This window comes from Streptomyces sp. NPDC029139 (assembly GCF_055564335.1).
Genome location: NZ_JBVHWN010000009.1, coordinates 135,333 through 160,781 on the forward strand (window position 1 = coordinate 135,333; position 25,449 = coordinate 160,781).

Consider the following 25,449-nt stretch of genomic DNA (forward strand, 5'->3'; position numbering starts at 1 on the left):
GACGCACTCGTATCCCCCTCGTCACAGACGTTTGACGGATTCCTCGACGATCCATGTCATCGTCGGATCGTCGCTCGCCATCCATTCCGGATGCCACTGGACACCCAGCACCGGGGCGTCCGGGAGCTCCACCACCTCGATCACACCGTCCGCCGTCCGGCCCGTCACGACGAGACCCGTGCCGGGGCGATCGACGGCCTGGTGGTGCCACGAGTTGGTGACGGCCCGCGCGCCGAACAGTCCCGCCACGATCGAACCGGGCTCGAAGGTGACGAGGTGATCGGCCGTGCCGTCGGTGAGCGCGGCATCCTGCGACAGATGCCGTACCTCACCGGGCGGCAGGTCGGCGATGAGCGTGCCGCCGAGCGCGACGTTGAGGATCTGCATGCCCCGGCACACCGCGAGCACCGGAATCCCCCGGCCGAGCGCGGCGCGCACGAGTGCGAGCTCGTGCGCGTCCCGCTCGGGGTCGTGGGCCATCGGGTCCGTACGCGGGTCGACGTCGCGGACCACGGACGGGTCCCCGCCCCAGCACGCCGGATGCACGTCCTGCCCGCCGGTGACGACGACGCCGGCCAGCCAGTGGCAGACCGCCTCCGGATCCGTCTCGTACGAGAGGTTCACCGGCAGGCCGCCGGCCCGTGCGATCCGGATCCCGTAGTCGGACATGTAGCTGTCGGCGCAGCGATCCCCGTACCGGGGGTCCGCACCCCTGATGAGGTCCAGCCGGATCCGGCGGCCGGTGATGCCGATGAGCGGCCGCACGACGGTCGCCCCTTCGCCCCGCCCCCTCACGGCAGTTCGAAGTAGCGGTCGGACTCCCACGGGGAGAGTTCGGCGAACGGGTCGCCGCCCGCGGTGTGGAACTGCATCCACTCCCAACGGCGCGACCCGACCCAGTAGTCCACGAAATCGGAACCGAGGAGGTCGCGAAGGATCGGATCGGCTTCGAGCGCGGCGGCGGCCTTCGTGAGGGTGTCCGGCAGGCGGGTGATGATCCCGGGCGGCATGCACCAGGCCATGTCGGTGACCGGCTCCGGCGGTTCGATCTTGCGTTCCAGACCCGCTATCACACCGGCCAGCACGCCCGCCAGGGCGAGGTACAGGTTCGCGTCCGCGCCCGGGACCCGGTACTCCAGGCGGGAGTACGACGGGTGTCCGCAGACCGCCCGGACCGCGGTGGTCTTGTTGCTGATGCCCCAGCTGACGGTGACGGGCGGGCCGCTGAGGTCCACCAGGCGCCGGTACGAGGTGATCTGCGGGAGCACGATCGAGCAGTTGCCCTCGATCGTCGCGAGCAGACCGCCGATGGCGTGGCGCATCGTCTCCGACGGCCCCTCCTGCGCGTAGAAGGCGTTGCCGCCCTCGCGCTGGAGAGACAGATTGATGTGCGACGCCTGTCCGTATCCCGCGGTGGGCTTGGCCATGAAGGTGACCGTGTGTCCGCGGTCGAAGGCGACCTCGCGCATGATCTGGCGGGTCCGCGCCCAGGCGTCACAGACCGCGATCGGGTCGCCGGGCGCCAGGTTGATCTCGATCTGACCGGCGGCGTCCTCGTCGCTCCACGCCTCCCACTCGATGCCGACCGCGTCGAGCCGGTCGGCGACGGCGTTCATGTACCCGCTCCAGTCCTTCGACTTCGCGAGGTGGTAGGCCGTGCCCGCGCTCCCGCCGAGCGGCGTCAGGTCGCGGTATCCGCGGGCGCGCGCCTCCTGGACGGACTCCTCGAAGACGGTCGCCTCGATCTCGACGGCGACGGTCGCGGTGAAGCCGAGGGAGGCGAGCCGTTCGATCATCTTGCGCGTGAGGTTGCGCGGACAGATCGGGACCGGCGTGCCGTCCTTCAGCCAGTAGTCGCCGATCACGGCGTCGAGACCCGGCTCCCACTCGACCAGGGTCGACATGTCGGGGCGGAAGTAGACGTCGTCCAGATGCCCTCGCCAGTCGGGGAAGGCGAAACCGAGGGCCGGGGCGTTGCCGAGGTCGAGCCCGAACAGGAGGTCGGCGAAGGCGAACCCCGAGTCCACGCCCGAGGCGAACTTCTTCGGCGCCAAGGTCTTGCCGAGGAACGAGCCGTCGTGGTTCGTCGCCTCGATCCGGACGGCCCGCGTTCCGGCACCGCGGCCGTCACGTCCCGTGGCGGACTGGGTGAGTTCAGACATCGTAACGAACCTTCCAGGAAGCGCCGACCATGACCGACAGCTGAGAGAGGGTGCCCTGAACGCCGAGCGCACCGGTGGACAGGACGGCGAGCAGGTCGTCGGCTCCGGAGAACACGCCGGCGAGCGTCTCGGGGGCTCCGGCGATCAGGTAGTGCGTCGTGCCCTCGCCGACCACGACCTGCTCCAGGCCGTCGGGGCCTTCGGTGACGGCGACGAGCACGTCCGGAATCCCCGGCACGGAGCGCGCGGCGGTCCAGAAGTGCTCGGCGGCCGCCTGCCAGTCCGGCACCGGCGGCGACAGCGCGAGCAGTACGTCGGCGGCGAGCTCGGCGTCGCCCGAGGGAGTCCCAGCGGGCGCGAACCGGGCGTTCAGGTCGACGGTGATCGCGGCGTCGGGTTCGGCGAGGACTCCGCTCGACACCTCGACGACGCCGCCGCCGAAGGCGATCGTCGCCGCCTGCGGCGTGTCGTGGGACCGGATCGCCACTGTGGCGGCCGCCTTCCGCAGCGCCGGGAGCGCATGGCCCGCGCGGGCGGAATCCCGCAGGGTACGGCCGATCAACCGGACGAGCGGGGTCGCGTCGTCCTCGATCCGTACGTCGACCGCCAGGGCCGCCTCTTCGTCGGACACCGCAGGGACCGTCGTGGTCTCGGTCATCCTCCAGTCCTTTCGACTTCGGGAGATCTCGCGTGCCCGCACGGCGGCGGCTTCGGGATCTCGCAGGGGAGTGATCGTCATGGTCAAGTGACTCGATCAGATGACTAGGATGGTGGGGCACGGGTTACCACATGTCAATGACTTCGGAGAGGTCCCGCCGTGAACGAAGAGCAGCCCCCGTACTGGGATCAGCTGGACGCCGACGCACAAGGCGTCGCGCGCCTCCTGGCCGAAACCCTGACGAGGCCGGTACGCGAACTCGGCGCGGAGGCCGCGCGGAAGCTCTATGCGACGGCACCGCGGGAGCAGCCCCTCACCCGCCTCGACCGGGTCGAACGGCTGACCCTGCCCACACCCTCCGGCGAACTCCGCGCCCGGCTCTACCACCCGGACGCCTCGCCGGCGCCCGGGCACCCGCGCCCGGCGCTGATGTACCTGCACGGCGGCGGATTCGTGCTCGGCACCCTCGACGGAGCCGACGAGGTCTGCCGCGCGATCGCCGCCCGATCCGGGTGGGCGGTGTTCTCCCTGGAGTACCGGCTCGCGCCGGAGAACCCCTATCCGGCGGCGCTCGACGACTGCTTCGACGCGCTCGCCTGGCTGCGCGGCACGGCTGCCGGGTACGGCATCGATCCGGACATGATCGCGGTCGGGGGAGATTCCGCGGGCGGCAATCTCGCCGCCGCGCTCTGCCTCAAGCTCCGGGACCTCGGGCTCGACCAGCCGGTGTCCCAGATCCTGGTCTACCCCGCCGTCGACGATTCGTTCACCGCCCCGTCCTGGACCGAGTTCGCCGACGCGCCGGTGCTGACCGGCGCGGACGCCCGGTGGCTCTGGGAGCAGTACATCGGCCCCGGCCATGCGGGCCAGGTCGGCCACCTCGCGGCCCCGATGCGCGCCGCATCACTGCGCGATCTCCCGCCGGCGCTCGTGCTCACCGCCGCGGTCGATCCGCTTCGCGATGACGCCGAGGCGTACGCCGAGAGGCTGCGGCGGGACGGCGTCGACGTCACCCTGACCCGCTGCCCCGGCGTGTTCCACGGCTTCTTCACCGAGGTGGGCGTGTTCGCCAGGACGGACGAGGCGATCTCGCGGGTCGCCCGCCATCTGCGCGACGCCGCCGGACTCACGTAACTCGATTCGTATTCGACTATTGACGCCCACTCGCGCCGGTGCCTAGCCTGTTTTGGTCATACGACCAAGTCGAATGACCTACTGGTGCCGCTCGGCGCATGTGGGCGAACGGCCCCCGCCGCAGCCCTGACGGCCGGATGCCACCGCGTTTCGACTACCCGAAGGCAGATGCATGACTGACAAGACCCCAGCCGCCGCCCCCGTCGTCGACGTCCTCTGTGTCGGTGCGGGATTCTCCGGCCTCTACGCCGCGTACAAGGTCGCCGAGAAGGGCTGGACGTTCGCCGGGTTCGAGGTCGCGCCCACCGTCGGCGGCACCTGGTACTGGAACACGTACCCCGGCGCGCGGTGCGACGTGGAGAGCGTCTACTACTCGTACTCCTTCAGCGAGGAGCTCCAGCAGGAGTGGACGTGGAGTGAGCGCTTCGCTCCGCAGGCCGAGATCCTCCGCTACATCGATCACGTCGCGGACCGCTTCGACCTGCGCCGGCACTTCCGCTTCGACACCCGGGTGACCTCGGCGACCTGGCTCCCGGACGAGCGGCTCTGGGAGGTGGCCCTCGACTCCGGCGAGACGCGGCGGGGCCGCCACCTGCTCGCCGGCTCGGGCGGCCTCTCGACGCCCAAGACCTTCGACGTCCCGGGACTGGAGAACTTCACCGGGACCACGGTCTCGACGAGCCGGTGGGACATCCCGCTGAGCGATCTGGCCGGCAAGCGCGTGGCCGTGATCGGCACCGGATCGTCCGCGGTGCAGTGCATTCCGCTCATCGCCGAGGTCGCCGGGCACCTCACCGTCTTCCAGCGCACCCCCAACTATGTGTTCCCGGCCCGGAACGCCCCGCTGACGGCGGACTTCGTCGACGAGATCAAGAGCAACTACGCGGCGATCCGCGAGGAGTGCCGCCACTCGCTCGGCGGTATCCCCGACCGCATCCCGGACGCCGCGGCGTTCGACGTCTCCGACGAGGAGCGGCGCGAGCGCTACGAGAAGGCGTACGAGCGCAGCGGATTCACCGGCGTCGGCGGCGAGTTCTCCGATCTGCTGACCGACGCGAGGGCCAACGAGACCGCGGCGGAGTTCGTGCGCGAGAAGATCCGCCAGATCGTCAAGGACCCCCGGACCGCCGCCGTCCTCGAGCCACGCTTCCACGCGCTCGGCGCCAAGCGCAGCTGCTTCGGCACCGACTACTACGAGACCTTCAACCGCCCGAACGTCTCCGCGGTCTCCCTGCGCGACGAGCCGATCACAACCATGACGAGCGACAGCATCGTCACGACGGCCGGCTCCTACGAGGTCGACGCCATCGTGCTGGCGATCGGATTCGACGCCTTCACCGGCCCGCTGTACGCGCTCAACATCTCGACCCCGGAGTCCGGCAGGCTCCAGGACGCGTGGAGCGACGGAGTCCGGACGTACCTGGGCATCATGACCGCCGGGTTCCCGAACTTCTTCATGATCGGCGGACCGCAGAGCCCGGCGCTGGCGAGCAATGTCGTGGTCACCATCGAGCAGGCCGTCGACTGGATCACCGATCTGATCGGGCACGCGAGGGCGGGAGGCGCCGACGTCGTCGCGCCGACGGCCGAAGCCCAGGAGGACTGGGTGAAGATCACCGAGGACACGGTCGAGCAGACGCTGTACGCGACCACCGACTCCTGGTACCGGGGATCCAACGTGGCCGGCAAGCCGTCGACGTTCCTCGGTTATGTGGGCGGTGTCGGCAAGTACCGGCGGATGTGCGCCGCGCTCGCCAAGCACGGCTACCCGGGCATCGAGCTCGACGGCGTGACCGTCGCCCGCCGTATCGGCCGCATCGACGAGGAGATCGCATGAAGGTCGTGCACCAGCGCTACGTCGCCCACTCCGAGGCGCACTACGCGGGGAACCTTGTGGACGGGGCGTACGGGCTGAAGCTGTTCGGAGACGCCGGAACGCACCTGGCGATCACCGCCGACGGCCACGAGAGCCTGTTCGCCGGGTACGCGTCGGTCCAGTTCCTCGCCCCGGTCCGCGGCGGCGACGTCGTCGAGGCCGAGGCACGCCTGGTGTCGAAGGGGGTCCGTAGCCGGACCGTCGACTTCGAACTCCGCGTCATCTGCCGCACGGTCGACAACACCGGCCGGGCCGAGGTGCTGGCAGAGCCCATCGTGGCCACCCGGGCACGGGGAACCGCCGTCGTCCCGGCCGACGCCGGGACCACGGCACGCTGACCGTCGGCGTCGGTGCGCGACCGGCGCGTACGTCGCCCCCCATCCATCGCGAAATCCCCGCCGTGCAGGTCACGGCGGGGATTTCGCGATGGATGGGGGTCACACGCGGGGGACTCGGCGCTCGCTACCCCTGGGCGTGCGCGCCCAGGAGACCCACCACATTGAGGAAGACGTACGTGCCGACGACGTGGAAGAAGAACCGCCACGCGACGCCCTTCGCCTTCCACCTCTCGTTCGCCCGGCCGGTGACGGTGTCCCCGCCGCTCACGACGGCTGCCCTTCCGGACTTCTCGCGGATGCTCCTTCACACGACGCCGGCGCCCTCCTGCTGCCGAGCCATCCGAGGAGGAAGGCCGCCGGGACCGAGACGAGACCCGTGGTGTGGAACGGGTACCAGTCGAAGGCCACGTCCGGCCACAGCGCGTACCCGGTCCCGGAGACGGTGGGCGAGAAGAAGGTGAGGCTCGTGCAGAGGAGCAGGCCCCCGTACACGGACCACACCAGCCCCCGTCGGTTGAACCCCGGCCAGAAGAAGGAGTAGATCAGCACGGGGAAGACGCACGTCGCCGCGACGCCCAGCGAGAAGGTGACCAGGAACTCGACGGGATAGCGGTGGACGGAGGCCGACAGTGTCACCCCTCCGACGCACAGGACGGCGACGGCGGTACGAAGGGCCCACACCTCGGCCGTAGGGGTGAGGGGGCGCTTCGTCCGGCTGAGGACGTCGTGGGTGAGGGAGACCGCGGCGGCGAAGGTCACGCCGGCGACGGCCGTCAGCACGGCGAGGAAGGCGACGCAGGCCATGACGGTGATGAGGAGCACGCGCGCCGTGGATCCGTGGTCGAGGACTCCGGAGGCGAGGAGGATCGGGGCGGCCTGCCCGTTGGCGTCGACCGCGCCGATCGTCTCGCCGCCGACCACGGCCGCCGCCGCGAAGCCGGTCGTGATCAGAAGGAGGTAGAAGGCGCCCGTCAGTCCCACGGCGATGCTCGTGGAGCGTCGGGCCGACCGCCCGTTGCGCGACGCGGCGACCCGGAGGATCAGGTGGGGCATCATCGCCATCCCCAGGATCACCACGATGTGGTCGCTGAGCGTGTTCAGCGGACCCAGGCCCGCCGTGTGCGCCCAGAGCCCCCGGCTCAGGTACCCGTCCGGTGCCGCGCTCCGTTCCACGGCGGCGTCGAGCAGGCCGCCGGGGCTCCAGGAGAACTTCCGCAGGGCGAGCAGGGTGACCACGGCGAGCGTCACGAGCGTGACGGGCACCTTGACGACCTGGACGAAGCTGGTGCCCCTCAGGTCGGCCACCGCGGCGAAACAGGCCACGAGGCAACCCATCAGGATCGTGCAGGCCACCTGGGCCGTGTCGCTCGACATGCCGATCAGGAGGGCCGCGCTGATGCCGGCGGCCCGCAGCTGGACGATGAGCAGCGGGATCGTGATGGCGAGCGTCACCACGGCCGCCGCCGTGCGCGGTCCCTGGCCCGACGCCCGGAGGGAGAAGAGGCCGCCGAGCGTGTAGTGACCGCTCTCGCGGATCTTCTGGGCGAGCAGGAGCAGGACACCGAGCGCGATGACGCTGTCGACGGCGGAGGCGAGTCCGTCGTACCCGAAGAGGGCGATCGCCCCCGAGGCGGCGAACAGGGTGACGACGGTGATGTACTCGCCCGCCAGGGCGAAGCCGTTGAAGGCGGGCGAGAGGGACCGGTCCGCGGTGTAGAGCCTCTCCGGACGCTCGTCCGGGCTCGCGAGGGTGAAGGTCCACAGCAGGCACAGTCCGATGAAGATCAGGAAGGCGCTGATCACGGGGCCACGGGCGGCCGAGCCGACGGGGTCGAGTGCGCCCGAGCTCAGGAGGAGCGGAGTCGTCACCGGTTCACCAGCCCGACTCTGGCCCGGTGAACGGCGGTTGGGAGCCCCGTGACCGCGCGCCGGGATCGCACAGGCTCGTGGCCCGGTTCTCGTACCACCACGCACTGCCGAGGAAGACGCCGAGTTGCAGCAGGCCCCATACGACGCCCAGCGTGAGCCGGCCGTGCACGGTGACACCGGTGAGCGAGGAGGAGCAGGACAGGACGACGCCGATGCCGAGCGGCACCGCGTTGACGAGCAGGAACGCCCGCTGCGCGTGCCCCTCGTGTGGGGGCGCGGGTGGTCGGGCGGGCGGAGTCGGGAGAGAGAGGGAGCGCACGAAACCTCCGGGGGATGAGGGGGATGACGGCATGCGAAGCGGTGTCGCGGTGGAGCCGGGACGCCGTACGGGGGGTCCGGGGCGGAGGGAACCGCGCCGCCGCCGCACCGCCATGCCCGAGAACGCGGGGCACGGGGCACGGGGGCGGCTGCGGATACCGGAGGGCTGGAGGGCGGAGGGCTGGAGGGACGGCCTGCCGGTCGTCCTCAGTCGCCCTCGGTGGCGGCGATCCACTCGTCGTAGAACGGCGGCATGCCAGACGCGAGCGTGGGCGTACGGGACTCGTCGAGCCCGAACACGTTGCCGTCCGAGCCGAGGTCCATGCCGGCACAGAACGCCTTGCCCGCACCGGTGACGACGACGGCCCGTACGTCGTCGTTCTCGTTCACCTCGGTGAACGTCCGCTCGAACTCCCCGGCCATCGTCGGCGTGAAGGCGTTCAGGAACCCGAGTGCACCCGCCTCGGCCACGGCGGAGATGAGCTCCGCCGTGCCGACGCCGGTCATCCCGCCGCAGACGATCGGATGATCCACTCCGAACAACTCGGTGAAGGTGGTCGAAATCATGAGGGAGGCCGGCCAGGGCCCTCTCCGTTCTCCTGCGTCGCCGCACGCCCACGGCGACTTCCGTGTCGCGGTCGGCTTGGCGGGCCGAGAGCGAGACTCGATCTCGAATCGTATTTGAGTTTAGGGCCGTGAGGTGAGGAACTGTCAAGCTCCCCTCGACGGCGAGAGTTCCCCGGCCGTCGGCCACAGCGGCCGTCGTACCGCCGCGTGGCCTCGCCGTCCGCTCGGCCACCGCCCTCCGGACAGGCGGGCGACCGGGACCTTGGATACGTTTCAGTCATGGAGAAGGACGTCTCCGCGTTCCTCGGCCGCCTGGCGCGGGAGCTGCGGCCACGCTCGGACCAGTGGGCCGGCGCCCTCATGGAACGCATGCGCGGCGAGCTTCCGGAGCTGGTGCGGCACGCGGATCTCGCCCCGGTAGCGCTGCGGGAGACGGCCGACCACGCGACTGCCTTCCTCGAGGCCCTGGAGCACCACCGCGACGTGACGCGGGCCGAGGTACCGGCCGCCGCCCTGGAACTCGCCCGCCGGTTCGCCGAGGACGGCGTACCGATCAGCGATCTCCTCCGCGCCTACCGGCTCGGGCACGTCAGCCTGCTCCAGTGGCTGCAGGAGGAAGCCGCCCGGCTCACCGACGACCAGCGGCTGGCCAACGCCGCGACGGTGCAGCTGATCGCGACGGCGTTCGCGTACGTCGACCGCAGCTCGGAGCAGGTGGTCACCGCCTACCAAGAGGTACGCGACCGGCGGATGCAGCGCAGGCTCTCCCTGACCAACGAGGCGAGCAGGCGGATCGGGAGCACGCTCGACACGGTCCGGACCGCCGAGGAGCTGGCGGAGGTGGGAGTCGACCACTTCGCCGACCTCGTCACCGTCGACCTCCTCGACTCCGTCCTGCGCGACGGTGAGCCCCAACCGCCCACGGACGCCCCCGTGCTGCGGCGCATCGCCCAGCGTTCCGCCCTGGACGACTCCTCGGACTCCCCGGTCGGCACAGGACGCTCGCACACCTACCCGGCGGAGTCGGCGCCGGCGGAGGCACTGGCCACGGGACGCCCCATGCTCCTCCGGGTCACGGCGGCGGACGCCTCCGCTCCGTCGGCGCCGCCGGGCCCGCCCGACGACGGCATACACTCGGTCCTGCTGCTGCCCCTGCACGCACGGGGGGCCGCCCTGGGCCTGGCCCAGTTCGCCCGCGATCGCACCGCCGCGCCGTTCGACGACGACGATCTTCTGCTGGCGCAGGAGATCGCGGCCCGGGCGGCGGTGTACATCGACAACGCCCGCCGGTACACCCATGAGCACACCACCGCGCTCATCCTCCAGCGCAGCCTGCTGCCGCAGGGCCCGGTGGAGCAGTCCGCCGCCGACACCGCCGCCCGCTACCTTCCGAGCGGGTCACGGGCGGGCGTGGGCGGTGACTGGTACGACGTGATCCCGCTGTCCGGCGCCCGTGTCGCCCTCGTCGTGGGTGACGTCGTGGGCCGCGGCCTGCACGCCGCCGCGACCATGGGCCGGCTGCGCACCGCCGTCCGCGCCTTCGCCGACATCGACCTGATGCCGGACGAACTGCTCACCCACCTGGACGACGTGGTCATCCGGCTCCAGCGGGAGGAGACCCGCGGGGACGCCGAGATCAGCGCCACCTGCCTGTACGCGGTCTACGACCCCGCCACCCGCCTCTGCTCCCTCGCCAGCGCCGGGCACGTACCGCCGGCCGTGGCGACCCCTTCGACCGCTTCCGAGGACGGGGACTTCCCGGAGTTGCCGATCGGTCCGCCCCTGGGGCTGGGCGGACTTCCGTTCGAGACGGCGCAGTGGGAACTGCCGGAGGGCAGCCTGCTCGCCCTCCACACCGACGGCCTCATCCAGGGCCGCGCGCGTGACGTGGGTGCCGCGCTGACGCTGCTGAGCGACGTCCTCGCGCAGGCGTCACGGTCCTCGATGCCGCCGGACGAGGTCTGCGACCGGCTGCTGACCGCCCTGCTCCCGGAGCGCCCGGCCGACGACGTGGCGCTCCTGGTCGCACGTACCCGGGCACTGGACCCCCGCCACGTCGCCACGCTGGAGCTGCCCTCCGACCCGGCCGCCGTCTCCGGCGCCCGCCGCTTCACGACCGAGACGCTGACCGCCTGGGGACTGGACGAGCTCGCCTTCGCCTCGGAGCTGATGGTCAGCGAACTGGCCACGAACGCGATCCGCTACGGCAGGCCCCCCGTCCATCTGCGGCTCATCCTCGACTCCGCACTGACCTGCGAAGTCTTCGACACCAACAGCACCTCCCCCCACCTGCGCCGCGCCCGGACCTTCGACGAGGGCGGACGCGGCCTGCTGCTGGTCGCCCAGCTCGCCGAACGCTGGGGCACGCGCCACAGCCGCGAGGGCAAGGTCATCTGGGCGGAGCAGTCCCTTGCGTGATCCTGGTTCTCAAGCGGCGTAGGTCTCCAGGTACGCGGTGACGAGGCGGCGCGCTTCGTCGATCGTGGCGTCGTCACCGGCCGGCGAGCGCCGGAACGCGATGTCGAAAAGCCCGGTGCCCACCTCGAAGGCGAGCAGCAGGGCGAGCAAGGGCGTGTCGGAGGAGATGAGGCCCCGGTCGACGAGGTGGCGCCAGAACCGTTCCGCCTGCACCTCGTCGAAGGCGCGCACCAGCTCGCCGAGCGGGGTGTGACGTCCCACGAACCAGAGCTCCGTGCAGCTGCGGTGGCGGCGGAGGTAGTCGACGAGCAGGTCGATCATGACGTCGACGGCCTCGCGCAGCGTCTGCGCCCTGGGTTCGGCCAGGGCGCCGCCGATGAGCTCGTCGAGCTTGCCCAGGTGCCGTTGCAGCAGTTCGGCGTCGACCTGGTACCGGTCGGCGAAGTAGTGGTACATGGAGGCGATCGGGATGCCGGCGCGATCACCCGTCGCCTTCAGAGTGGCGGCCTCGTACCCCTGCTCGGCGAGCAGGGCCTCGGCGGCGTCGAGGATGGCCTTTCTGCGCTCCAGCCCGCGACGCTGCGCCCCTGGACGAGCCGGTGCCTGAGTTGCCGCTTTTCTATCGAACACGATTCGAGATCGTATCAGCCAAGGCGTCGAGCGTCCCGCTGGACGCGCATTGACGGGCGACGAACACCCCTTAAACTCGAATACGAATCGACATCGAATATCTCCGCCGGCCGATCGTCCGTGGTCTGACGAGCCGACGCCGGACTCGCCGCACTCGAGGAACACCGACTATGCACTTCGCCTTCGACCCCCGCACCGAACTGCTCCGCGAGAATCTGCTCGACCTGATGTGGAGTCACATCCACGCGTCAGAGCCCGTGTTCCGGAAGCAGCTCGGAGCTCTCGACGATCGATGGGCCTGGGACTCGGTCCCCGTCCTCGGCGACCTCCGGGCCGAGGCCCGCCGACGTGGCCTCTGGAACCTCTTCCTGCCCGGCGAGCAGGGAGGCGGACTGACCCACCTGCAGTACGCGCCTCTCGCCGAGATCACCGGACACTCGCCGGAACTCGCGCCCGCCGTCCTCAACTGCGCGGCGCCGGACACCGGCACCATGGACGTCCTCTCCCGCTTCGGCACCGAGGCCCAGCGCAAGGAGTGGCTGGAGCCCCTGCTCGCCGGCGAGATCCGCTCCGCGTTCGCGACGACGGAACCCGACGCCACCTCCTCCGACCCCACGCACATCGCCACGTCGATCGTGCCCGACGGCGGGTGCACCTCCCAGGGCGAAGCCTCCGGGGGAGATTACGTGATCAACGGCCGCACCCGGTGGATCACCGGGGCGCTGAACCCCAACGCCCGGGTGTTCCTCGTCCTGGGCAGGACCGACCCGGACGCGGAGCGGCATCGCCGGCACTCGCTGATCCTCGTGCCGCGCGACACCCCCGGAGTGGAGATCAGGCGCGTCGTTGAGGTCTTCGGGTACGAGGGCCAGGAGCACGGCGGCCACGCGGAGCTGGTGTTCCATGACGTACGGGTCCCGGCCTCGCACCGCATCGGAGAGGAGGGCGACGGGTTCGCGATCACCCATGCCCGGTCGGGCCCGGAGCGGATCCACCACTGCATGCGCTCCATCGGCGTCGCCGAGCGGGCCGTCGAGCTGATGTGCGCCCGCGTGGAGGAGCGGGTGGCCTTCGGCAAGCCGCCCACCGGCCAGGGCGTGATCCATGACTGGATCGCGGAGTCGCGGCTCCGGATCGAGCAACTGCGGCTCCTGGTGCTCAAGTGCGCCTGGCTGATGGACACCGTCGGCGACAAGGGCGCCCACGCCGAGATCCAGGCCATCAGGATCGCCACGCCCCGCACGGTCCGATGGATCCTCGACAAGGCGATCCGGACCCACGGCGCCGAGGGCCTCTCCCCCGATTTCCCGCTCGCCCGTGCCTACGCCGGCATCCACGCGCTGCGGTTCGCCGACGGTCCCGACGAGGTGCACAAGGACGCCCTCGCCCGCGCCGAGCTCAGCCGCCGGGCCGCCACCGGCGACGGCCGAACGGTGGGAGCCGACCCCTCGCGGCCTCTCGGCCCTCGTCAGCGTGTTCGCCGCGCCCCGTCCCTGCCGGACCGGATCGGGCTCACCCCCTGACGCGGCCCCGGCGGGGCCGGCCGGCGCGGACCAGGTCCCTGAGATCGGACCGGAGGTCGGACCCGGCCGGTTCCGGCCGGGTCCGCGCGCCCCGTAGCGCCCGCACGGTCACGCCGGCCCCGGACGCACCGGAGGCCGTCCTCTCAGGACGAGAGAACGGCCTGCCGTGCGAGCCGCGGGCGCCAGGGTGATCGCGTCGAGGAGGCCGCGTGTCCCTCCAGGCTGAAGGATCAGCGGCCCAGGCTCGAGAGAACCGCCCTGGCCGCGTTCTCGCCCGACGTCGCCGCGTCGGCGAGCGACGGCATGTCGAGCTGGTAGTCGCCGGCCAGGTGGATCGGTCCGAGGGGGGCGCGCAGCGTCGGCAGCGACTCCCGCCCCCGGGGCGCCCAGAACGGCACCACGCGATGGTGGCGGCGCACGATCCCCTCCCCGAGCTTGCCTTCGAGCTGGGGGTAGACCGAGAGCAGGTCCCTGGAGAACCGAGCGACGATCTCCTCGTCGGAGAGCTCGAACAAGACGTCGGCCGAGGCGCCACCGGCGAAGCAGGCCAGGGCCCCGCCCGGCTTCCGCGGGCCGGCTTTGCGCAGGGCGGCGGCGTGGTTGAACATCGCCTGGAAGGAGAGCTGCGGCGTGGACACGCCGAGGAACCCGTCCCAGGGCTGAGGCCCCTCCTCTTCGGTGAAGAAGCCGACGATCACGTACCGGCCGTAGCGGATGTCGTCGAAGGCGTCACGGTGAGCCTGGGGAAGGTCGGGCAGGATTCGCAGCGCGACGTCACTGGGAACCGAGACGATGGCGCGCCGGGCGCGTATCCGCACCGGGCGGCCCGCGTCGACGTAGTGCACGACGACACCGTCTCCGCTCCTCTCCACGGACCGGACGGGCGATCTGAGCCGAAGGCGTTCGCCGAGGTCCGCGGCGAGAATGTCGGTCAGGGCCTGATTGCCGCCGACCGGCAGGGCGAAGTTCGGCACCTTCGCCGGGTCCGCCAGGGCGAGTCCGATCGACACCACGAGCTGGGTCGCCGCCGTCTCTTCCGGCTCGCACCCCATCCACTGCCCCGCCCAGGACCGGACCACGGCCCGGGTCATCTCGGAGCGGACACCGCGCAGGAGGTCCGATGCGAGACGCCTGTCGAGGCTGGCCCGCACCTTCTTCGCCAGGCGGCTGTCCGACTCCAGGAACGGGACGGCGGAGAGGATGCGGGCACCGACCATCGCCATGCCGACACGGTCCATGAGACTCATCCGCGTGCGGAACAGGAGGGCGGACACGTTGGCCGTGTCGACCAATGTCCCGTTGAGGACCAGCGCCACACTCGTGTCGGCCAGGGATCCCCTCTCGATACCGTGCCGGTCGAGAGCCTCGATCAACGGCCCGGTCCCCTCGGTGAACTGGGTCCCGACGTTGATCCAGTAGTCGCCCTTCCGGACCGTCTCGACGCGTCCGCCCGGCCGATCCTCCGCCTCGAGCACCACGACGTCGGCCTTGCCCGCGAGGGTTGTCGCCGCCATCAGACCCGACATGCCCGCGCCGATGACGACGACGTCGCAGGTCTCCTCGTCCGCATGTTGCCTTGTGACCATGACTCGCGACTCCTTCTGGCTTGTCACCACGCTCGCGCGTGCGTGCTTCGCGACGGCTTCCACGGCGGCTCCCATGTGAAGGGGGCGTCGCAGCGCGCGGGAGCCGGCCCATCGGAGAGGCCGTGGCACTGCGCGCCCGGATGTCCGGGGCGCGAAGAGCGACGCGTACGACCTGCGAACAGCGTTTCCTGCTGCTCGCCAACGAGACTACCAAAAGTCGAATCGATTTCGAATAGGAGCCATCTCCACCGCGCCCCGTCCCCCACACCCGGCACCTTGGAGAGACACGAAGAAGCGCCTGACACGGACTCTCGCCGGTCAGGCGCCTTTCACTCGGCCCGCCCGACGACGCACGCACCCGGGTCGGCGCCGCGGGTGGGGAAGTACGTCGTCGGCCTGGGCGCCGGCTTCTCCCGTATCAGCGGGCGGCGAAGGAGTGCACCGTCGTCGAGCGGTAGGTCTGCCCGGGGCGGAGCACCGTCGACGGGAAGGACGGCTGGTTGGGCGAGTCGGGGAAGTGCTGGGTCTCCAGACAGAAGCCGTCACCCTGTCGGTAGACCTTCCCCGAGGGACCCGCCAGCGTGGCGTCGAGGAAGTTGCCGCTGTAGAACTGCACGCCCGGCTCGGTGGTCGCGATCTTCATCACGCGGCCGTGGACGGGCTCCGTCACGGTGACGACATGGCGCGGGGCGTCGGTGAGTCCCTTGTCCAGCACGAAGTTGTGGTCGTAGCCGCGACCGAAGACGACCTGCGGGTGCGCGTCGCGGATGTCCCGGCCGATGGGCTTGCCGCTGCGGAAGTCGAAGGGGGTGTGCGCGACCCTGGCGAATTCGCCGGTCGGGATGAGGGTCGAGCCGACGGGGGTGTAGCGGGACGCCGCGATCCTGAGGGTGTGGTCGAGGACGCTGCCACTGCCCTCGCCCGCGAGGTTGAAGTACGTGTGGTTGGTGAGGTTCACGACGGTGGCCCTGTCCGTCACGGCCTCGTAGTCGATGCGGAAGTCACCGCGGGGCGTGAGGACGTAGTCGACCCGGATGCGCAGGGTGCCCGGGTAGCCCATCTCGCCGTCCGCGCTGACGTAGCGCAGGGTGAGGCCGGTGTCGGTCCCCTTCGTGTACGGCTCGACGTCCCACACCCGCTTGTCGAAGCCCTTGTCCCCGCCGTGCAGGCTGTTCGGGTCGTCGTTGACGGGGAGTCGGTACGTGCGGCCGTCGAGAGTGAAGGCGCCGCCCGCGATGCGGTTGCCGTAGCGGCCGATGATCGCGCCGAAGTACGGGCTGCCCGCCACGTAGTCCTCGATGGTGTCGAAGCCCAGCGACACATTCGCGTAGCGCCCGTGCCGGTCGGGAATTTCGAGGGACTGGACGACGCCGCCGTACGACAGCACGCTCAGCCGGGTGCCGCCCGCGGACACCGTCCAACGGTGGACGGGTGTGCCGTCGGGCAAGGTCCCGAAGAACTCCTTCGCCGGCCGGCCGCCCACCCGTTCCGTGCCGCTCGCGGCGAAGGCCGGGGCCGTCCCCGCAGCCGCTGCCGCCACTCCGGCGGCGCCCGCCGCCATCACCGTACGCCTGTCGATGGTCATGTCGATGGGGCTCCTTGACGTAGGACGTTCGATATTTCGTCACACGTTCGAAATTGTGGCGTGACCGTAGTAACGCCACGAGGAGCGTGTCAAGGGTCCCCACATCGCACGTGTGCCGCCCATCTGCCGTACGCACAACGGACGTTGGAGGAACGCCGACGACGTCGGCGTTCCTCGGTGAGCGAGATCCCCCTGCCGTCCGAGAGCTCGAACCACTCGAGGGTCGCGGACCCGGCACGACCGGAGCGCGCCCGGCTTCCGCCGGGCCACTCCGCCGCCCCCGCTCCGGAGCCGGACCCGGTCGTGGCGTCAGCGCTGCAGTGTCAGCAGCCCCGGCCGGTAGGGCCACAGGCCGTAGTCACCGCCGGAGCCGGGGCTGCGTCCCTGGTAGAGGAACCGCAGGTTGCAGGGATCGACGGTGAAGGTCTGATCGGCGCTCGTACGGATCAGTTCGCCGTGGCTGATGTCGTTGGTCCAGGTGGCGCCGCTGTTGGCCTTGCCGGCGAAGGGGTTGCTCTCGGTCGCGGCCTGGGGTGTCCAGGAGCCGTTCAGGCTGGTGGCCGTGAACGAGCGGAAGTACCGGCCCTGCGAGCCGATCGCCTCGACGATCATGAGGTAGCGGTCCTGGCCCTGGAGCTTGTAGACCTGCGGGGCTTCGAACAGGTTGTTCGTCGTATCGCTCATGATCACTGTGGAGGTCGCGCCGAAACTGCCCGGGAAGTTCCCGATCGGCATACTGGCCCGGTAGATCTTGCCGTTGTCACCGGCGAAGAACAGGTACATGTTCGTCCCGTCACCGATGAGCGTCTGGTCGATGGGGCCGGTTCCCGAGCCGGCGATGCTGCCGGAGAAGAGCTCCTGCTCCGCTGACCAGCCGTTCGGAAGGGTCGGGTCGCTCGACGTCCGGTAGGAGAAGGCGGTCCTGCCCCACTGGTAGGCGAGCACCCAGATGTTCTTCGGCGCGAAGTGGAAGAGCGTGGGCGCGACGACGGAACTCGACATCGTGTTCTGGCCGGCCGAGGCCATCTCCGACCAGTTGGTGAACGGGGTGAAGTTCATCGAACCCCAGCCCGCTCCCGTGCCCGCGGCGCCGTGCGTCGTCGCGTAGACGAGATGCCGTCTGTCGTGGGGGACGACGGTGAAGTCCTTGAGCGAGGCCCACCCCGGCTTGGGCTGCGCCAGCGCGCCCGTCGACGTCCAGCGGTATGCCGGGGGAAGAGCGCACGTCCCGGGGTTGCCGCCGGCCACCTTGACGAGCTGCCACTGCTGGTTGGCGCCGCCCCAGTCGTCGTACTGGACGATGTTCGCGTTGTCGGCGGTGGAGGCGCCCTGTACCTCCAGGGCCTTGTTGCTGTGGCGCGCGATGAGCCTCACGTAGCCGTCCGAGCTGTCGGCCAGCCGCCACTGCTGGTTGGTGCCGTTCAGGTCGGTCCACTGGACGATCGAGCCGCCGTTGGCGGTGGACCGGTTGTGGACGTCCAGCACCTTGCCGGAGTGGCGGGACGTGACGCGGTAGTAGCCGCCGCCGGAGTCGACGAACTGCCACCGCTGCTGGTTCTGGTCGTTCCTGGTCCACTGGGTGATGCGGGCGCCGTCGGCGGTCGCCAGGTTGTGGACGTCCAGGGCCTTGCCGCTGTTGCGGTTGACCAGCACGTACGAGGCGGTGGGGTCGACGGTCGCCGCGGCGGCGGGCGGGGCGGTGAGGAGCGTGGCTCCGAGCAGGAGGGACGACAGGGTCGCGAGGACGAGACTCAGGACCAGGGGTGGACGGCGAAACCGCATCAGAAGCGCTCCCTTGGGGGACGGAGGTGAGGTGACCCCGACGGCTGTCGGTGCGGTCGGGCGTTTCGCGAGGTCTCCTCGGGGGTGGAGGTGACGCGGACGGGTCAGCCCTTGGTGGCGCCCGCGGTGAGGCCGCCGATCAACTGGCGCTCGGCGACGGCGTAGAAGGCGAGGGCCGGGACCATGGCGAGCACGATGTAGGCGAGGACGAGCGCGTAGTCGGTCGAGTACTGACCCTGGAACTGCTGGACACCGACGGGGATCGTCTGCCACTTCGGGTCGTTGAACACCAGGAGCGGCAGGAAGAAGTTGTTCCAGCTCGCGACGATCGCCAGCACCGAGACCGTACCGAGCGCCGGCCGCGCCATCGGGAGCAGGATCTTCCAGAAGAAGCGGAACTTGCCGCAGCCGTCCATGACGGCCGCCTCCTCGACCTCCGCCGGGATGGTCCGGAAGAAACCGCGCAGAATGATGATCGTCATCGGGAGCCCGAAGGCGGCCTGGGGAAGGATCACTCCGAGCGGGTTGTCGAGCAGGTCGACGTTGCGCAGCAGCAGGAACAGCGGCAGGACGGCCACCGCGAACGGGAACATCAGGCCGATCGTGAACAGGGTGTAGAACAGTTCCCGGCCGCGGAAGGCGTAGCGGGCCAGTACGAACGCGGCCATCGCCGAGGCCGCCACCGTGCAGCATGTCGTGCCGATCGCGACGCCCGCGCTGTTGACGATCTGACGCCAGAACATCCCCTCGCCGAGAATGCTGGTGTAGTTGCCGGTCCTCCACTGTTTCGGCAGCCCGAACGGGTTCGTCGTCAGCTCGCCGGTGCTCTTGAACCCTGAGAGCACCGCGTAGATCAGCGGCACCGCGACGAAGGCGCCGATCAGCCAGACCACGGCGTGCAGCGAAAGGCCGCGCACTGTCCGCCGGGCGTTCACCGGCCACCTCCCGTCGTGACGGCCCCGCTCAGGTCACGGCGGAGCACATACCGCTGGTAGAAGAGGGAGAAGACCAGACTGATCATGAACAGCACCACGCTGATCGCGCTGGCGTAGCCGACCTGGTAGCGCTTGAAGCCGAACTGGAACATCGAGATCGCCATCGTCTCGGAGGAGTGGTTGGGCCCGCCCGCGGTCATGACCCATACGAGGTCGAAGAGCTGGATGGCCCCGATGACCGAAAGGAAGACGCTGATCCGGATCGTCGGGCCGAGCAGCGGCAGCGTCATGTACCGGAAGCGCTGCCAGGCGTCGGCGCCGTCGATGGCGGCGGCATCGAGGATCTCGCGCGGGATGCTCTGCAGCCCGGCGAGGAAGAGCATCATGTGGAAGCCGAAGTACTTCCAGGTCATCACCACGAAGAGGGTCGGCATGACCGTCGAGGGATCGGCGAGCCACTTGCCCTGCAGTCCCTCCAGGCCGAGGACGCCGGCGAGATGGTCGGCCATACCGTCGCCGGGAAGGAAGATCATGGTGAAGAGGACCGCCGTGACCACCTCGGACAGGATGTACGGCGCGAAGAACAGCATCCGGTAGACGGCCCGGCCGCGCAGCCTCTGGTTGAGCAGGACCGCGGTGAACAGCGCGAAGGGCAACTGCACCGTGACCGACAGGACGATCAGGTACAGCCCGCGCCCCAGATCGCCGAGGAAGACCTGATCGGCTAAGAGCCTGGTGTAGTTCTCGAAGCCGACGAAGGTGTCCATGGGGCCGATTCCGCCCCACTTGAAGAAGCTGGTGTGGACGGCGACGGCGATCGGGGCGAGGACGAAGACGAGGAAGAGGACCAGAGCCGGGACGAGGAACCAGGCGATCGACGCCCAGCTTCCCAGCTCGCGCGGGAACGACCGGGCAGGGGCGGGCGGGCGCACCGGCACGGCGTCCTCCGTCCGCTCCTCGGTCAGGGTGGGCACGGCGCTAGGCACCCTTCGCAGCCTCGGTGATCGACGTCGTGACCTGCTCGGGCGTCTTCTTGCCCGCGATGAGGTCGGCGACGCTGTCGTTGACCTCCTGGCCGACCGCCGGCGGATATGCCTGGTCGAGGAAGAGCTGGAAGCCCGTCGCCTTGACCAGGCTGTCGGCCACCACCTTCTTGTTGGCGTCGGTGAGCTGCCGCTCCGCGCCCTTGACCACCGGCAGGTAGCCGTTGGAGGCCAGCAGCTTCGACTCGTTCTCCAATACGAAGAACCTCAGGAAGTCCAGCGCCTCCTTGGGGGCGCCCTTGCGCAGCGCGAAGCCGCCGCCGCCGCCGAACACCTCGGTGGCCCGGCCGACTCCGCCGTCCACCGTCGGAAAGGGGAAGAAGCCCAGGTCCGCTCCGAGATCGGCGCCCGCGTCCTTCTGCACCGATGGTGCCCATTGCCCCATCAGCTCCATGGCGGCCTTGCCGTTGCCCATGGTCGCGGCCTGGCCGCCCGGGGTGGCGTAGCCGGCGCCGAGGAAGGACGCCTGGAACGGCTGGAGGTCGACCAGTTCCTTGAGGTGGGTACCGGCCTGGACGAAGCCGGCGCCGGTGAAGTCCTTGATGGTCGCGGCCTGCTGCAGCGCGGGGAGGCCCGCGACGCGCATCGCGAGGTAGGCCCAGTAGTAGTGGCCCGGCCATTTCTCCTTGCCCGCGAGGGCGATCGGGGTGACGCCCGCCGCCTTGAGCTTCCTGACGTCTTCGAGAAGCTCGGCCCAGGTGGCCGGTGGAGCGGTGATCCCGGCCTTGGCGAAGAGCTTCTTGTTGTACCAGAAGCCGACCATGCCGATGTCGTACGGCACCGCGTAGGTCCGGCCCCCGAACTGATAGGGCCGCAGGGAGACGGGGGTGAGCTCGGACGACCAGTCGAGCACGTCGGTGAGGTCCTCGACCAGGCCCGCGTCGGCCTGCTGCTGCAGCACGCCACCGCCCCAGGTCTGGAAGACGTCGGGGAGCCTGCCCGAAGAAGTGGTGGCGGTCAGCTTGGACTTGAACGCCTCGTTCTCCAGCGAGGTCGTCCTGATGGTGATGTTCGGGTGAGCGGCCGTGTACGCCGAGGAGATCTCCGGGAAGAGGGACTTGCCCGGTTCCGTCGTGGCGATGTTCCACCACGCGAAGGTCACCTTGCCGTCGCCCGCCGGGCTGCTGTCGGATCCGTCGGATCCGCAGGCCGCGGCCATGGAGACGGACAGGAGGGTCAAGCCCGAGAGCGCCAGGAAGCTTCGTCGGCTCGGGGGGGTGCTGGCCATGGGACCTCCGGGGTGGGGAATGCCAGTTCTGGCCCGAAAACATTTCGAAATACTCTCGAATTCTGTGCTGCCACAAACTAGGAACGCGACGCTTCTCGGTCAAGACCCGTCACCGACTTATTTGAAAACAGCGGCTGTTAGCAGGCTTGACAAGCACACCGCGGCGACCAGAAACTCTTCGAAAGTTTGCGATACATGTCGCCGTCCCAGGCGTCCGCGCAGAGGAGAGCAGTTGAGCGAGCAGCGTCCGACCCTGGCCGTCATCGCCGCGGAGGCAGGGGTCTCCCAGGCCACCGTCTCGAAGGTGATCAACGGCCGCTCCGATGTCGCGCCCACGACACGCGAACGGATCGAGGGCCTGCTGCGATCGCACAACTACCTCCCGCCGGGCCGGCAGGGCAGGGCTCGCAGATCCGGCCTCGTCGACCTGATCATCGGCGGTCTGGACAGCGCGTGGGCGGTGGAGATACTGCGCGGGGTCGAGGCGGAGTGCGCCCAGCGGAGCGTCGGCACCGTCGTGTCGCTCGTGCCGCCGGGCGAGGCCACGCCGTCGAGCTGGGCCGCCCTGCCGGTCCTGCACCACAGCGACGGCGTCATCCTCGTCACCGCCTCGGTCACCCAGGCCCAGCGCGCCCAGGTCGAACGGGCCGGGGTGGCGCTGGTCGTCATCGACCCGATCGACCTGCCGGGCAACGGGGTGCCGAGCATCGGCGCGACCAACTGGGCGGGCGGTCTCGCCGCCACCGAGCACCTGCTGGAGCTGGGGCACCGCCGGATCGCCGCGATCGGCGGGCGCAGGGAGATGCTCTGCAGCCAGGCCCGCATCGACGGGTACCGGGCCGCGCTGGAGCGGGCCGGGATCGAGGTGGACCGCGACCTGATCCGGTTCGGCGACTTCCAGCACGAGGGCGGGTTCCGCCGGGCCCAGGAACTGCTCGCCCTCCCCGAGCCACCGACCGCCGTCTTCGCCGGTAGCGACCAGCAGGCGATGGGCGTCTACGAAGCCGCCCGGCAGAGCGGGCTGAGCATCCCGCGGGACCTCAGCGTGGTCGGCTTCGACGACCTGCCGATGTGCGAATGGCTGTCACCCCCGCTGACGACGGTGCGTCAGCCGCTGGAGGAGATGGGCCGGCTCGCCGCCCGCACACTGTTCCAGCTTCTGGAGGACCAGCCCCTGGTCAGCCCCCGGATGGAGCTCTCGACCGAGCTCAAGGTCCGGCTCTCCACCGCCCCGCCTCGTCCGTAGGAGAACCCCTTGACCGAGCCCTGGCGTGACCCCCTCCTGCCCGCGTCCGTGCGAGTCGCCGATCTGCTGAGACGGATGACTCTGGAGGAGAAGGCGGGTCAACTCGCCGGCTTCTGGGCGTTGCCCTCGAATCCGGGAGCACCTGTCGCGCCGATGGAGGACGATTCCGGCGAGTCCGCGCCCGGCCTCGACGACATCGTCGCCCACGGGCTCGGCCAGCTCACCCGGGTGTACGGCACCGCGCCGATCACCGCGGAAGCCGGGATGGAGCGGCTCGCCTCGCTCCAGCGGCAGGTGACCGGATCCGGCCGGTTCGGGATCCCGGCGGTCGCCCACGAGGAGTGCCTGACCGGATTCATGACGTTCGGAGCGACGGTCTTCCCCGGGCCGCCGGCCTGGGGTGCGTCCTTCGATCCCGGGCTCGTGCGCCGGATGGCGGCGGCCATCGGCGCGGGGATGCGGCGGGTCGGCGTCCATCAAGGGCTGGCCCCGGTGCTCGACGTGGTCCGCGACTACCGGTGGGGCAGAACCGAGGAGTGCATCGGCGAGGACCCCTATCTCGTCGGAGCGATCGGCACCGCCTACGTGCAGGGCTTGGAGGGCGCCGGAATCGTGGCGACCCTCAAGCACTTCGCCGGATACTCGGCCTCGCTCGGCGGCCGGAACATGGCTCCCGTCGCCTCGGGGCCGCGTGAGTTCGCCGACGTGCTGGTCGAGCCTTTCGTCCGGGCACTGCGCGAGGGAGGCGCCCGGTCGGTGATGAACAGCTACACCGACGTGGACGGCGTCCCGGTGGCCGCCGACGAACGGCTGCTGACGGAACTGCTCAGGGATGAGCTCGGTTTCAGCGGTGTCGTCGTCGCCGACTACTACTCCGTCTCCTTCCTGGAGACCCGGCACGGCGTCGCTGGATCACGCGGCGCGGCCGGCGCGCTGGCCTTGACCGCCGGAATCGACGTCGAGCTGCCCACGGCCCGCTGTTACGGCGAGCCGCTGACCGCACTCGTGCGGGCGGGAAGCGTTCCCGAAGAGCTCATCGACCGGGCCGCGGAGCGCGTTCTGTCGCAGAAGGCCGAACTCGGCCTGCTCGACCCGGACTGGGAACCCGTCAAGCCCGAGCCGGTCGACCTCGACCCGCCGGAGAACCGGGCACTGGCCAGGGTTCTGGCCGAACGGTCCACCGTGCTGCTCGCCAACGACGGCACCCTGCCGCTGCGCCCGTGCCGGGTCGCGATCAGCGGTCCGTACGCCGACGACCCTCAGTCCTTCCTCGGCTGCTACTCCTTCCCCAACCACGTCGCACTCCCCGGCGACCTCGGACTGGAGATCCCCACGCTCGGCGAGGCGCTCACCGCTGCCGGGTTCACGGTCACCGCGGACGATCCGGACGTGAACGTGCTGGTGCTCGGGGACCGGGCCGGCATGTTCGGCCGGGGCACCTCCGGAGAGGGCTGCGACGCCGAGACCCTCGACCTGCCCGGTGACCAGGCCGCGCTCGCCTCCGCCGTCCTGGACTCCGAGGTACCGACCGTCCTGGTCCTCGTCTCCGGACGGCCGTACGCGCTCGGCTCGCTGGCCGAGCGCGCGTCCGCCGTGCTGCAGGCGTTCTTCCCCGGCGAGGAGGGCGGGACGGCGCTCGCCCGGATCATCAGCGGGGCCGCGGAACCGTCCGGGCGGCTGCCCGTCTCCATCCCTCGCCAGGTCGGCGGACAGCCCGGCACCTATCTGCGCTCCAGGCTCGGTGGGCACACCGACTGGAGTTCGGTGGATCCGACCCCGCTGTTCCCTTTCGGGCACGGACTGAGCTGGACCAGCTTCACCTGCTCGGAGCTCTCGGTGGATCCCGTCGCCGCGACGGACGGAGCCGTCTCCGTCGCGGTCACCGTGCGCAATGTCGGCGAGGTGGCCGGGACCGAGGTGGTGCAGCTCTACCTCTCGGACCCCGTGGCGTCCGTCGTCCGGCCGCAACGGTGGCTCGCCGGATTCTCCCGGGTCGAGCTGCGGCCGGGCGCGGCGGCCCGGATCACCTTCACCGTCCACGCCGACCGGACCTCTTTCACCGGGGTCGACCTGCGGAGAAGAGTGGAGCCCGGGGAGATCGGCGTGGCCGTCGGACGGTCCAGCGGCGATCTTCCGCTCCAGGGCTCCTTCACCCTGCGAGGCCCCGTACGTCACCCCGGGGCCGACCGGGTGCTGTCCGTGCCGGTCGAGATCGTCCCGGTTCCGTGACTCCGTCGTCCGGTGATCCCGTGCCGCCCGGCTTCCGGCCCGACCCGTCCGTCTGGTTCGCCCTCACGTATCCGCCCGCGAAAAGGTAGCCACGAGGCGGCTGCTCCGGGGCGACGGACATCAGCGTCCCGGAGATTCAACCGAAGGAATAGTCGCGTTTATGGCGGGATCTCTCCTCAGGAGTAGCCGCTCAGATTCCAGCGCGCATTTTTTCCGCATCCACCTTCGAAGCCGGCCACATTCCTCTCGGTGTGCCTGAATGCCACCGGTGGTGAATGTCCAGGATTCACCATGCGGTGACCGGGGGCGTCACAGCATCGGC

Annotated in this window: 21 protein-coding genes; 7 read left to right on the forward strand and 14 right to left on the reverse strand. The window is 70.2% G+C overall.

Going from position 1 to position 25,449, the window contains the following annotated elements; all coding sequences use genetic code 11:
- Nucleotides 1-21: 21 nt before the first annotated feature.
- From ACZ4VW_RS21160 to ACZ4VW_RS21170, 3 genes are read right to left on the reverse strand one after another with little or no spacing between them, the layout of a single operon-like run.
- On the reverse strand, nucleotides 22-765 hold the full coding sequence (locus tag ACZ4VW_RS21160) for a gamma-glutamyl-gamma-aminobutyrate hydrolase family protein (protein WP_467964560.1): 744 nt from the start codon (nucleotides 763-765) through the stop codon (nucleotides 22-24).
- A gap of 26 nt (nucleotides 766-791) precedes the next feature.
- The gene (locus tag ACZ4VW_RS21165) at nucleotides 792-2,162 is read right to left on the reverse strand and encodes a glutamine synthetase family protein (RefSeq protein WP_467964562.1); all 1,371 of its coding nucleotides are present in this window, start codon (nucleotides 2,160-2,162) and stop codon (nucleotides 792-794) included.
- Nucleotides 2,155-2,820, reverse strand: coding sequence for a hypothetical protein (locus ACZ4VW_RS21170; protein ID WP_467964564.1), 666 nt, complete (start codon nucleotides 2,818-2,820; stop codon nucleotides 2,155-2,157). Before ACZ4VW_RS21170 ends, ACZ4VW_RS21165 begins: the two co-directional genes overlap by 8 nt.
- 159 nt (nucleotides 2,821-2,979) lie before the next feature.
- On the opposite strand from ACZ4VW_RS21170, the gene ACZ4VW_RS21175 reads away from it, so the two are divergent.
- The 3 genes from ACZ4VW_RS21175 (at nucleotide 2,980) to ACZ4VW_RS21185 (ending at nucleotide 6,168) form a co-directional block, all read left to right on the forward strand.
- Nucleotides 2,980-3,954, forward strand: a complete 975-nt coding sequence (locus tag ACZ4VW_RS21175; RefSeq protein ID WP_467964566.1) for an alpha/beta hydrolase — start codon at nucleotides 2,980-2,982, stop codon at nucleotides 3,952-3,954.
- A gap of 172 nt (nucleotides 3,955-4,126) precedes the next feature.
- A complete protein-coding gene (locus ACZ4VW_RS21180) occupies nucleotides 4,127-5,791 on the forward strand; it encodes a flavin-containing monooxygenase (protein WP_467964567.1) in 1,665 nt (554 codons plus the stop codon).
- Nucleotides 5,788-6,168, forward strand: coding sequence for a hotdog fold domain-containing protein (locus ACZ4VW_RS21185; RefSeq protein WP_467964569.1), 381 nt, complete (start codon nucleotides 5,788-5,790; stop codon nucleotides 6,166-6,168). Before ACZ4VW_RS21180 ends, ACZ4VW_RS21185 begins: the two co-directional genes overlap by 4 nt.
- A 124-nt stretch (nucleotides 6,169-6,292) precedes the next feature.
- On the opposite strand, the gene ACZ4VW_RS21190 is transcribed toward ACZ4VW_RS21185, so the two are convergent.
- The 4 genes from ACZ4VW_RS21190 to ACZ4VW_RS21205 all read right to left on the reverse strand — a co-directional run bounded on the left by ACZ4VW_RS21190 (nucleotide 6,293) and on the right by ACZ4VW_RS21205 (nucleotide 8,889).
- On the reverse strand, nucleotides 6,293-6,436 hold the full coding sequence (locus ACZ4VW_RS21190) for a DUF6126 family protein (RefSeq protein WP_467964571.1): 144 nt from the start codon (nucleotides 6,434-6,436) through the stop codon (nucleotides 6,293-6,295).
- Entirely contained in the window at nucleotides 6,433-8,037 is a 1,605-nt protein-coding gene (locus ACZ4VW_RS21195) for a sodium/solute symporter (RefSeq protein WP_467964573.1), read from the reverse strand. The genes ACZ4VW_RS21190 and ACZ4VW_RS21195 overlap by 4 nt, the downstream gene beginning before the upstream one ends.
- A gap of 4 nt (nucleotides 8,038-8,041) precedes the next feature.
- A complete protein-coding gene (locus ACZ4VW_RS21200; RefSeq protein WP_467964575.1) occupies nucleotides 8,042-8,356 on the reverse strand; it encodes a hypothetical protein in 315 nt (104 codons plus the stop codon).
- A gap of 206 nt (nucleotides 8,357-8,562) precedes the next feature.
- The gene (locus ACZ4VW_RS21205; protein WP_467964577.1) at nucleotides 8,563-8,889 is read right to left on the reverse strand and encodes an enoyl-CoA hydratase-related protein; all 327 of its coding nucleotides are present in this window, start codon (nucleotides 8,887-8,889) and stop codon (nucleotides 8,563-8,565) included.
- A gap of 312 nt (nucleotides 8,890-9,201) precedes the next feature.
- Between ACZ4VW_RS21205 and ACZ4VW_RS21210 the strand changes: the two genes are divergently transcribed.
- Nucleotides 9,202-11,340, forward strand: coding sequence for an ATP-binding SpoIIE family protein phosphatase (locus ACZ4VW_RS21210; protein WP_467964579.1), 2,139 nt, complete (start codon nucleotides 9,202-9,204; stop codon nucleotides 11,338-11,340).
- A gap of 9 nt (nucleotides 11,341-11,349) precedes the next feature.
- Here ACZ4VW_RS21210 and ACZ4VW_RS21215 read toward each other — a convergent pair whose 3' ends face one another.
- Nucleotides 11,350-11,970, reverse strand: a complete 621-nt coding sequence (locus ACZ4VW_RS21215; protein ID WP_467964581.1) for a TetR/AcrR family transcriptional regulator — start codon at nucleotides 11,968-11,970, stop codon at nucleotides 11,350-11,352.
- A gap of 170 nt (nucleotides 11,971-12,140) precedes the next feature.
- On the opposite strand from ACZ4VW_RS21215, the gene ACZ4VW_RS21220 reads away from it, so the two are divergent.
- Entirely contained in the window at nucleotides 12,141-13,493 is a 1,353-nt protein-coding gene (locus ACZ4VW_RS21220; protein ID WP_467964583.1) for an acyl-CoA dehydrogenase family protein, read from the forward strand.
- A 230-nt stretch (nucleotides 13,494-13,723) separates the two neighbouring features.
- On the opposite strand, the gene ACZ4VW_RS21225 is transcribed toward ACZ4VW_RS21220, so the two are convergent.
- From ACZ4VW_RS21225 to ACZ4VW_RS21250, 6 genes are all read right to left on the reverse strand, one after another.
- Nucleotides 13,724-15,079 carry a flavin monoamine oxidase family protein gene (locus tag ACZ4VW_RS21225; protein ID WP_467964585.1) on the reverse strand — a complete coding sequence of 452 codons (1,356 nt, stop codon included), beginning with the start codon at nucleotides 15,077-15,079 and terminating at the stop codon, nucleotides 13,724-13,726.
- A 418-nt stretch (nucleotides 15,080-15,497) separates the two neighbouring features.
- Nucleotides 15,498-16,664, reverse strand: coding sequence for an aldose epimerase family protein (locus ACZ4VW_RS21230; protein WP_467964587.1), 1,167 nt, complete (start codon nucleotides 16,662-16,664; stop codon nucleotides 15,498-15,500).
- Nucleotides 16,665-16,973: 309 nt separating this feature from the next.
- A complete protein-coding gene (locus tag ACZ4VW_RS21235) occupies nucleotides 16,974-18,446 on the reverse strand; it encodes a non-reducing end alpha-L-arabinofuranosidase family hydrolase (RefSeq protein WP_467964589.1) in 1,473 nt (490 codons plus the stop codon).
- A 104-nt stretch (nucleotides 18,447-18,550) separates the two neighbouring features.
- Nucleotides 18,551-19,381 (reverse strand): carbohydrate ABC transporter permease, encoded by an 831-nt coding sequence (locus ACZ4VW_RS21240; RefSeq protein ID WP_467964591.1) that lies wholly within the window; start codon nucleotides 19,379-19,381, stop codon nucleotides 18,551-18,553.
- A complete protein-coding gene (locus ACZ4VW_RS21245; protein ID WP_467964812.1) occupies nucleotides 19,378-20,274 on the reverse strand; it encodes a carbohydrate ABC transporter permease in 897 nt (298 codons plus the stop codon). The genes ACZ4VW_RS21240 and ACZ4VW_RS21245 overlap by 4 nt, the downstream gene beginning before the upstream one ends.
- An 85-nt stretch (nucleotides 20,275-20,359) precedes the next feature.
- Nucleotides 20,360-21,652, reverse strand: a complete 1,293-nt coding sequence (locus ACZ4VW_RS21250; protein ID WP_467964593.1) for an extracellular solute-binding protein — start codon at nucleotides 21,650-21,652, stop codon at nucleotides 20,360-20,362.
- A gap of 232 nt (nucleotides 21,653-21,884) precedes the next feature.
- Between ACZ4VW_RS21250 and ACZ4VW_RS21255 the strand changes: the two genes are divergently transcribed.
- A complete protein-coding gene (locus tag ACZ4VW_RS21255) occupies nucleotides 21,885-22,898 on the forward strand; it encodes a LacI family DNA-binding transcriptional regulator (protein WP_467964595.1) in 1,014 nt (337 codons plus the stop codon).
- Between the two features lie 9 nt (nucleotides 22,899-22,907).
- Complete coding sequence (locus ACZ4VW_RS21260) at nucleotides 22,908-25,127, forward strand: glycoside hydrolase family 3 N-terminal domain-containing protein (RefSeq protein ID WP_467964597.1); 2,220 nt, start codon at nucleotides 22,908-22,910, stop codon at nucleotides 25,125-25,127.
- The last annotated feature ends 322 nt before the right edge of the window (nucleotides 25,128-25,449 follow it).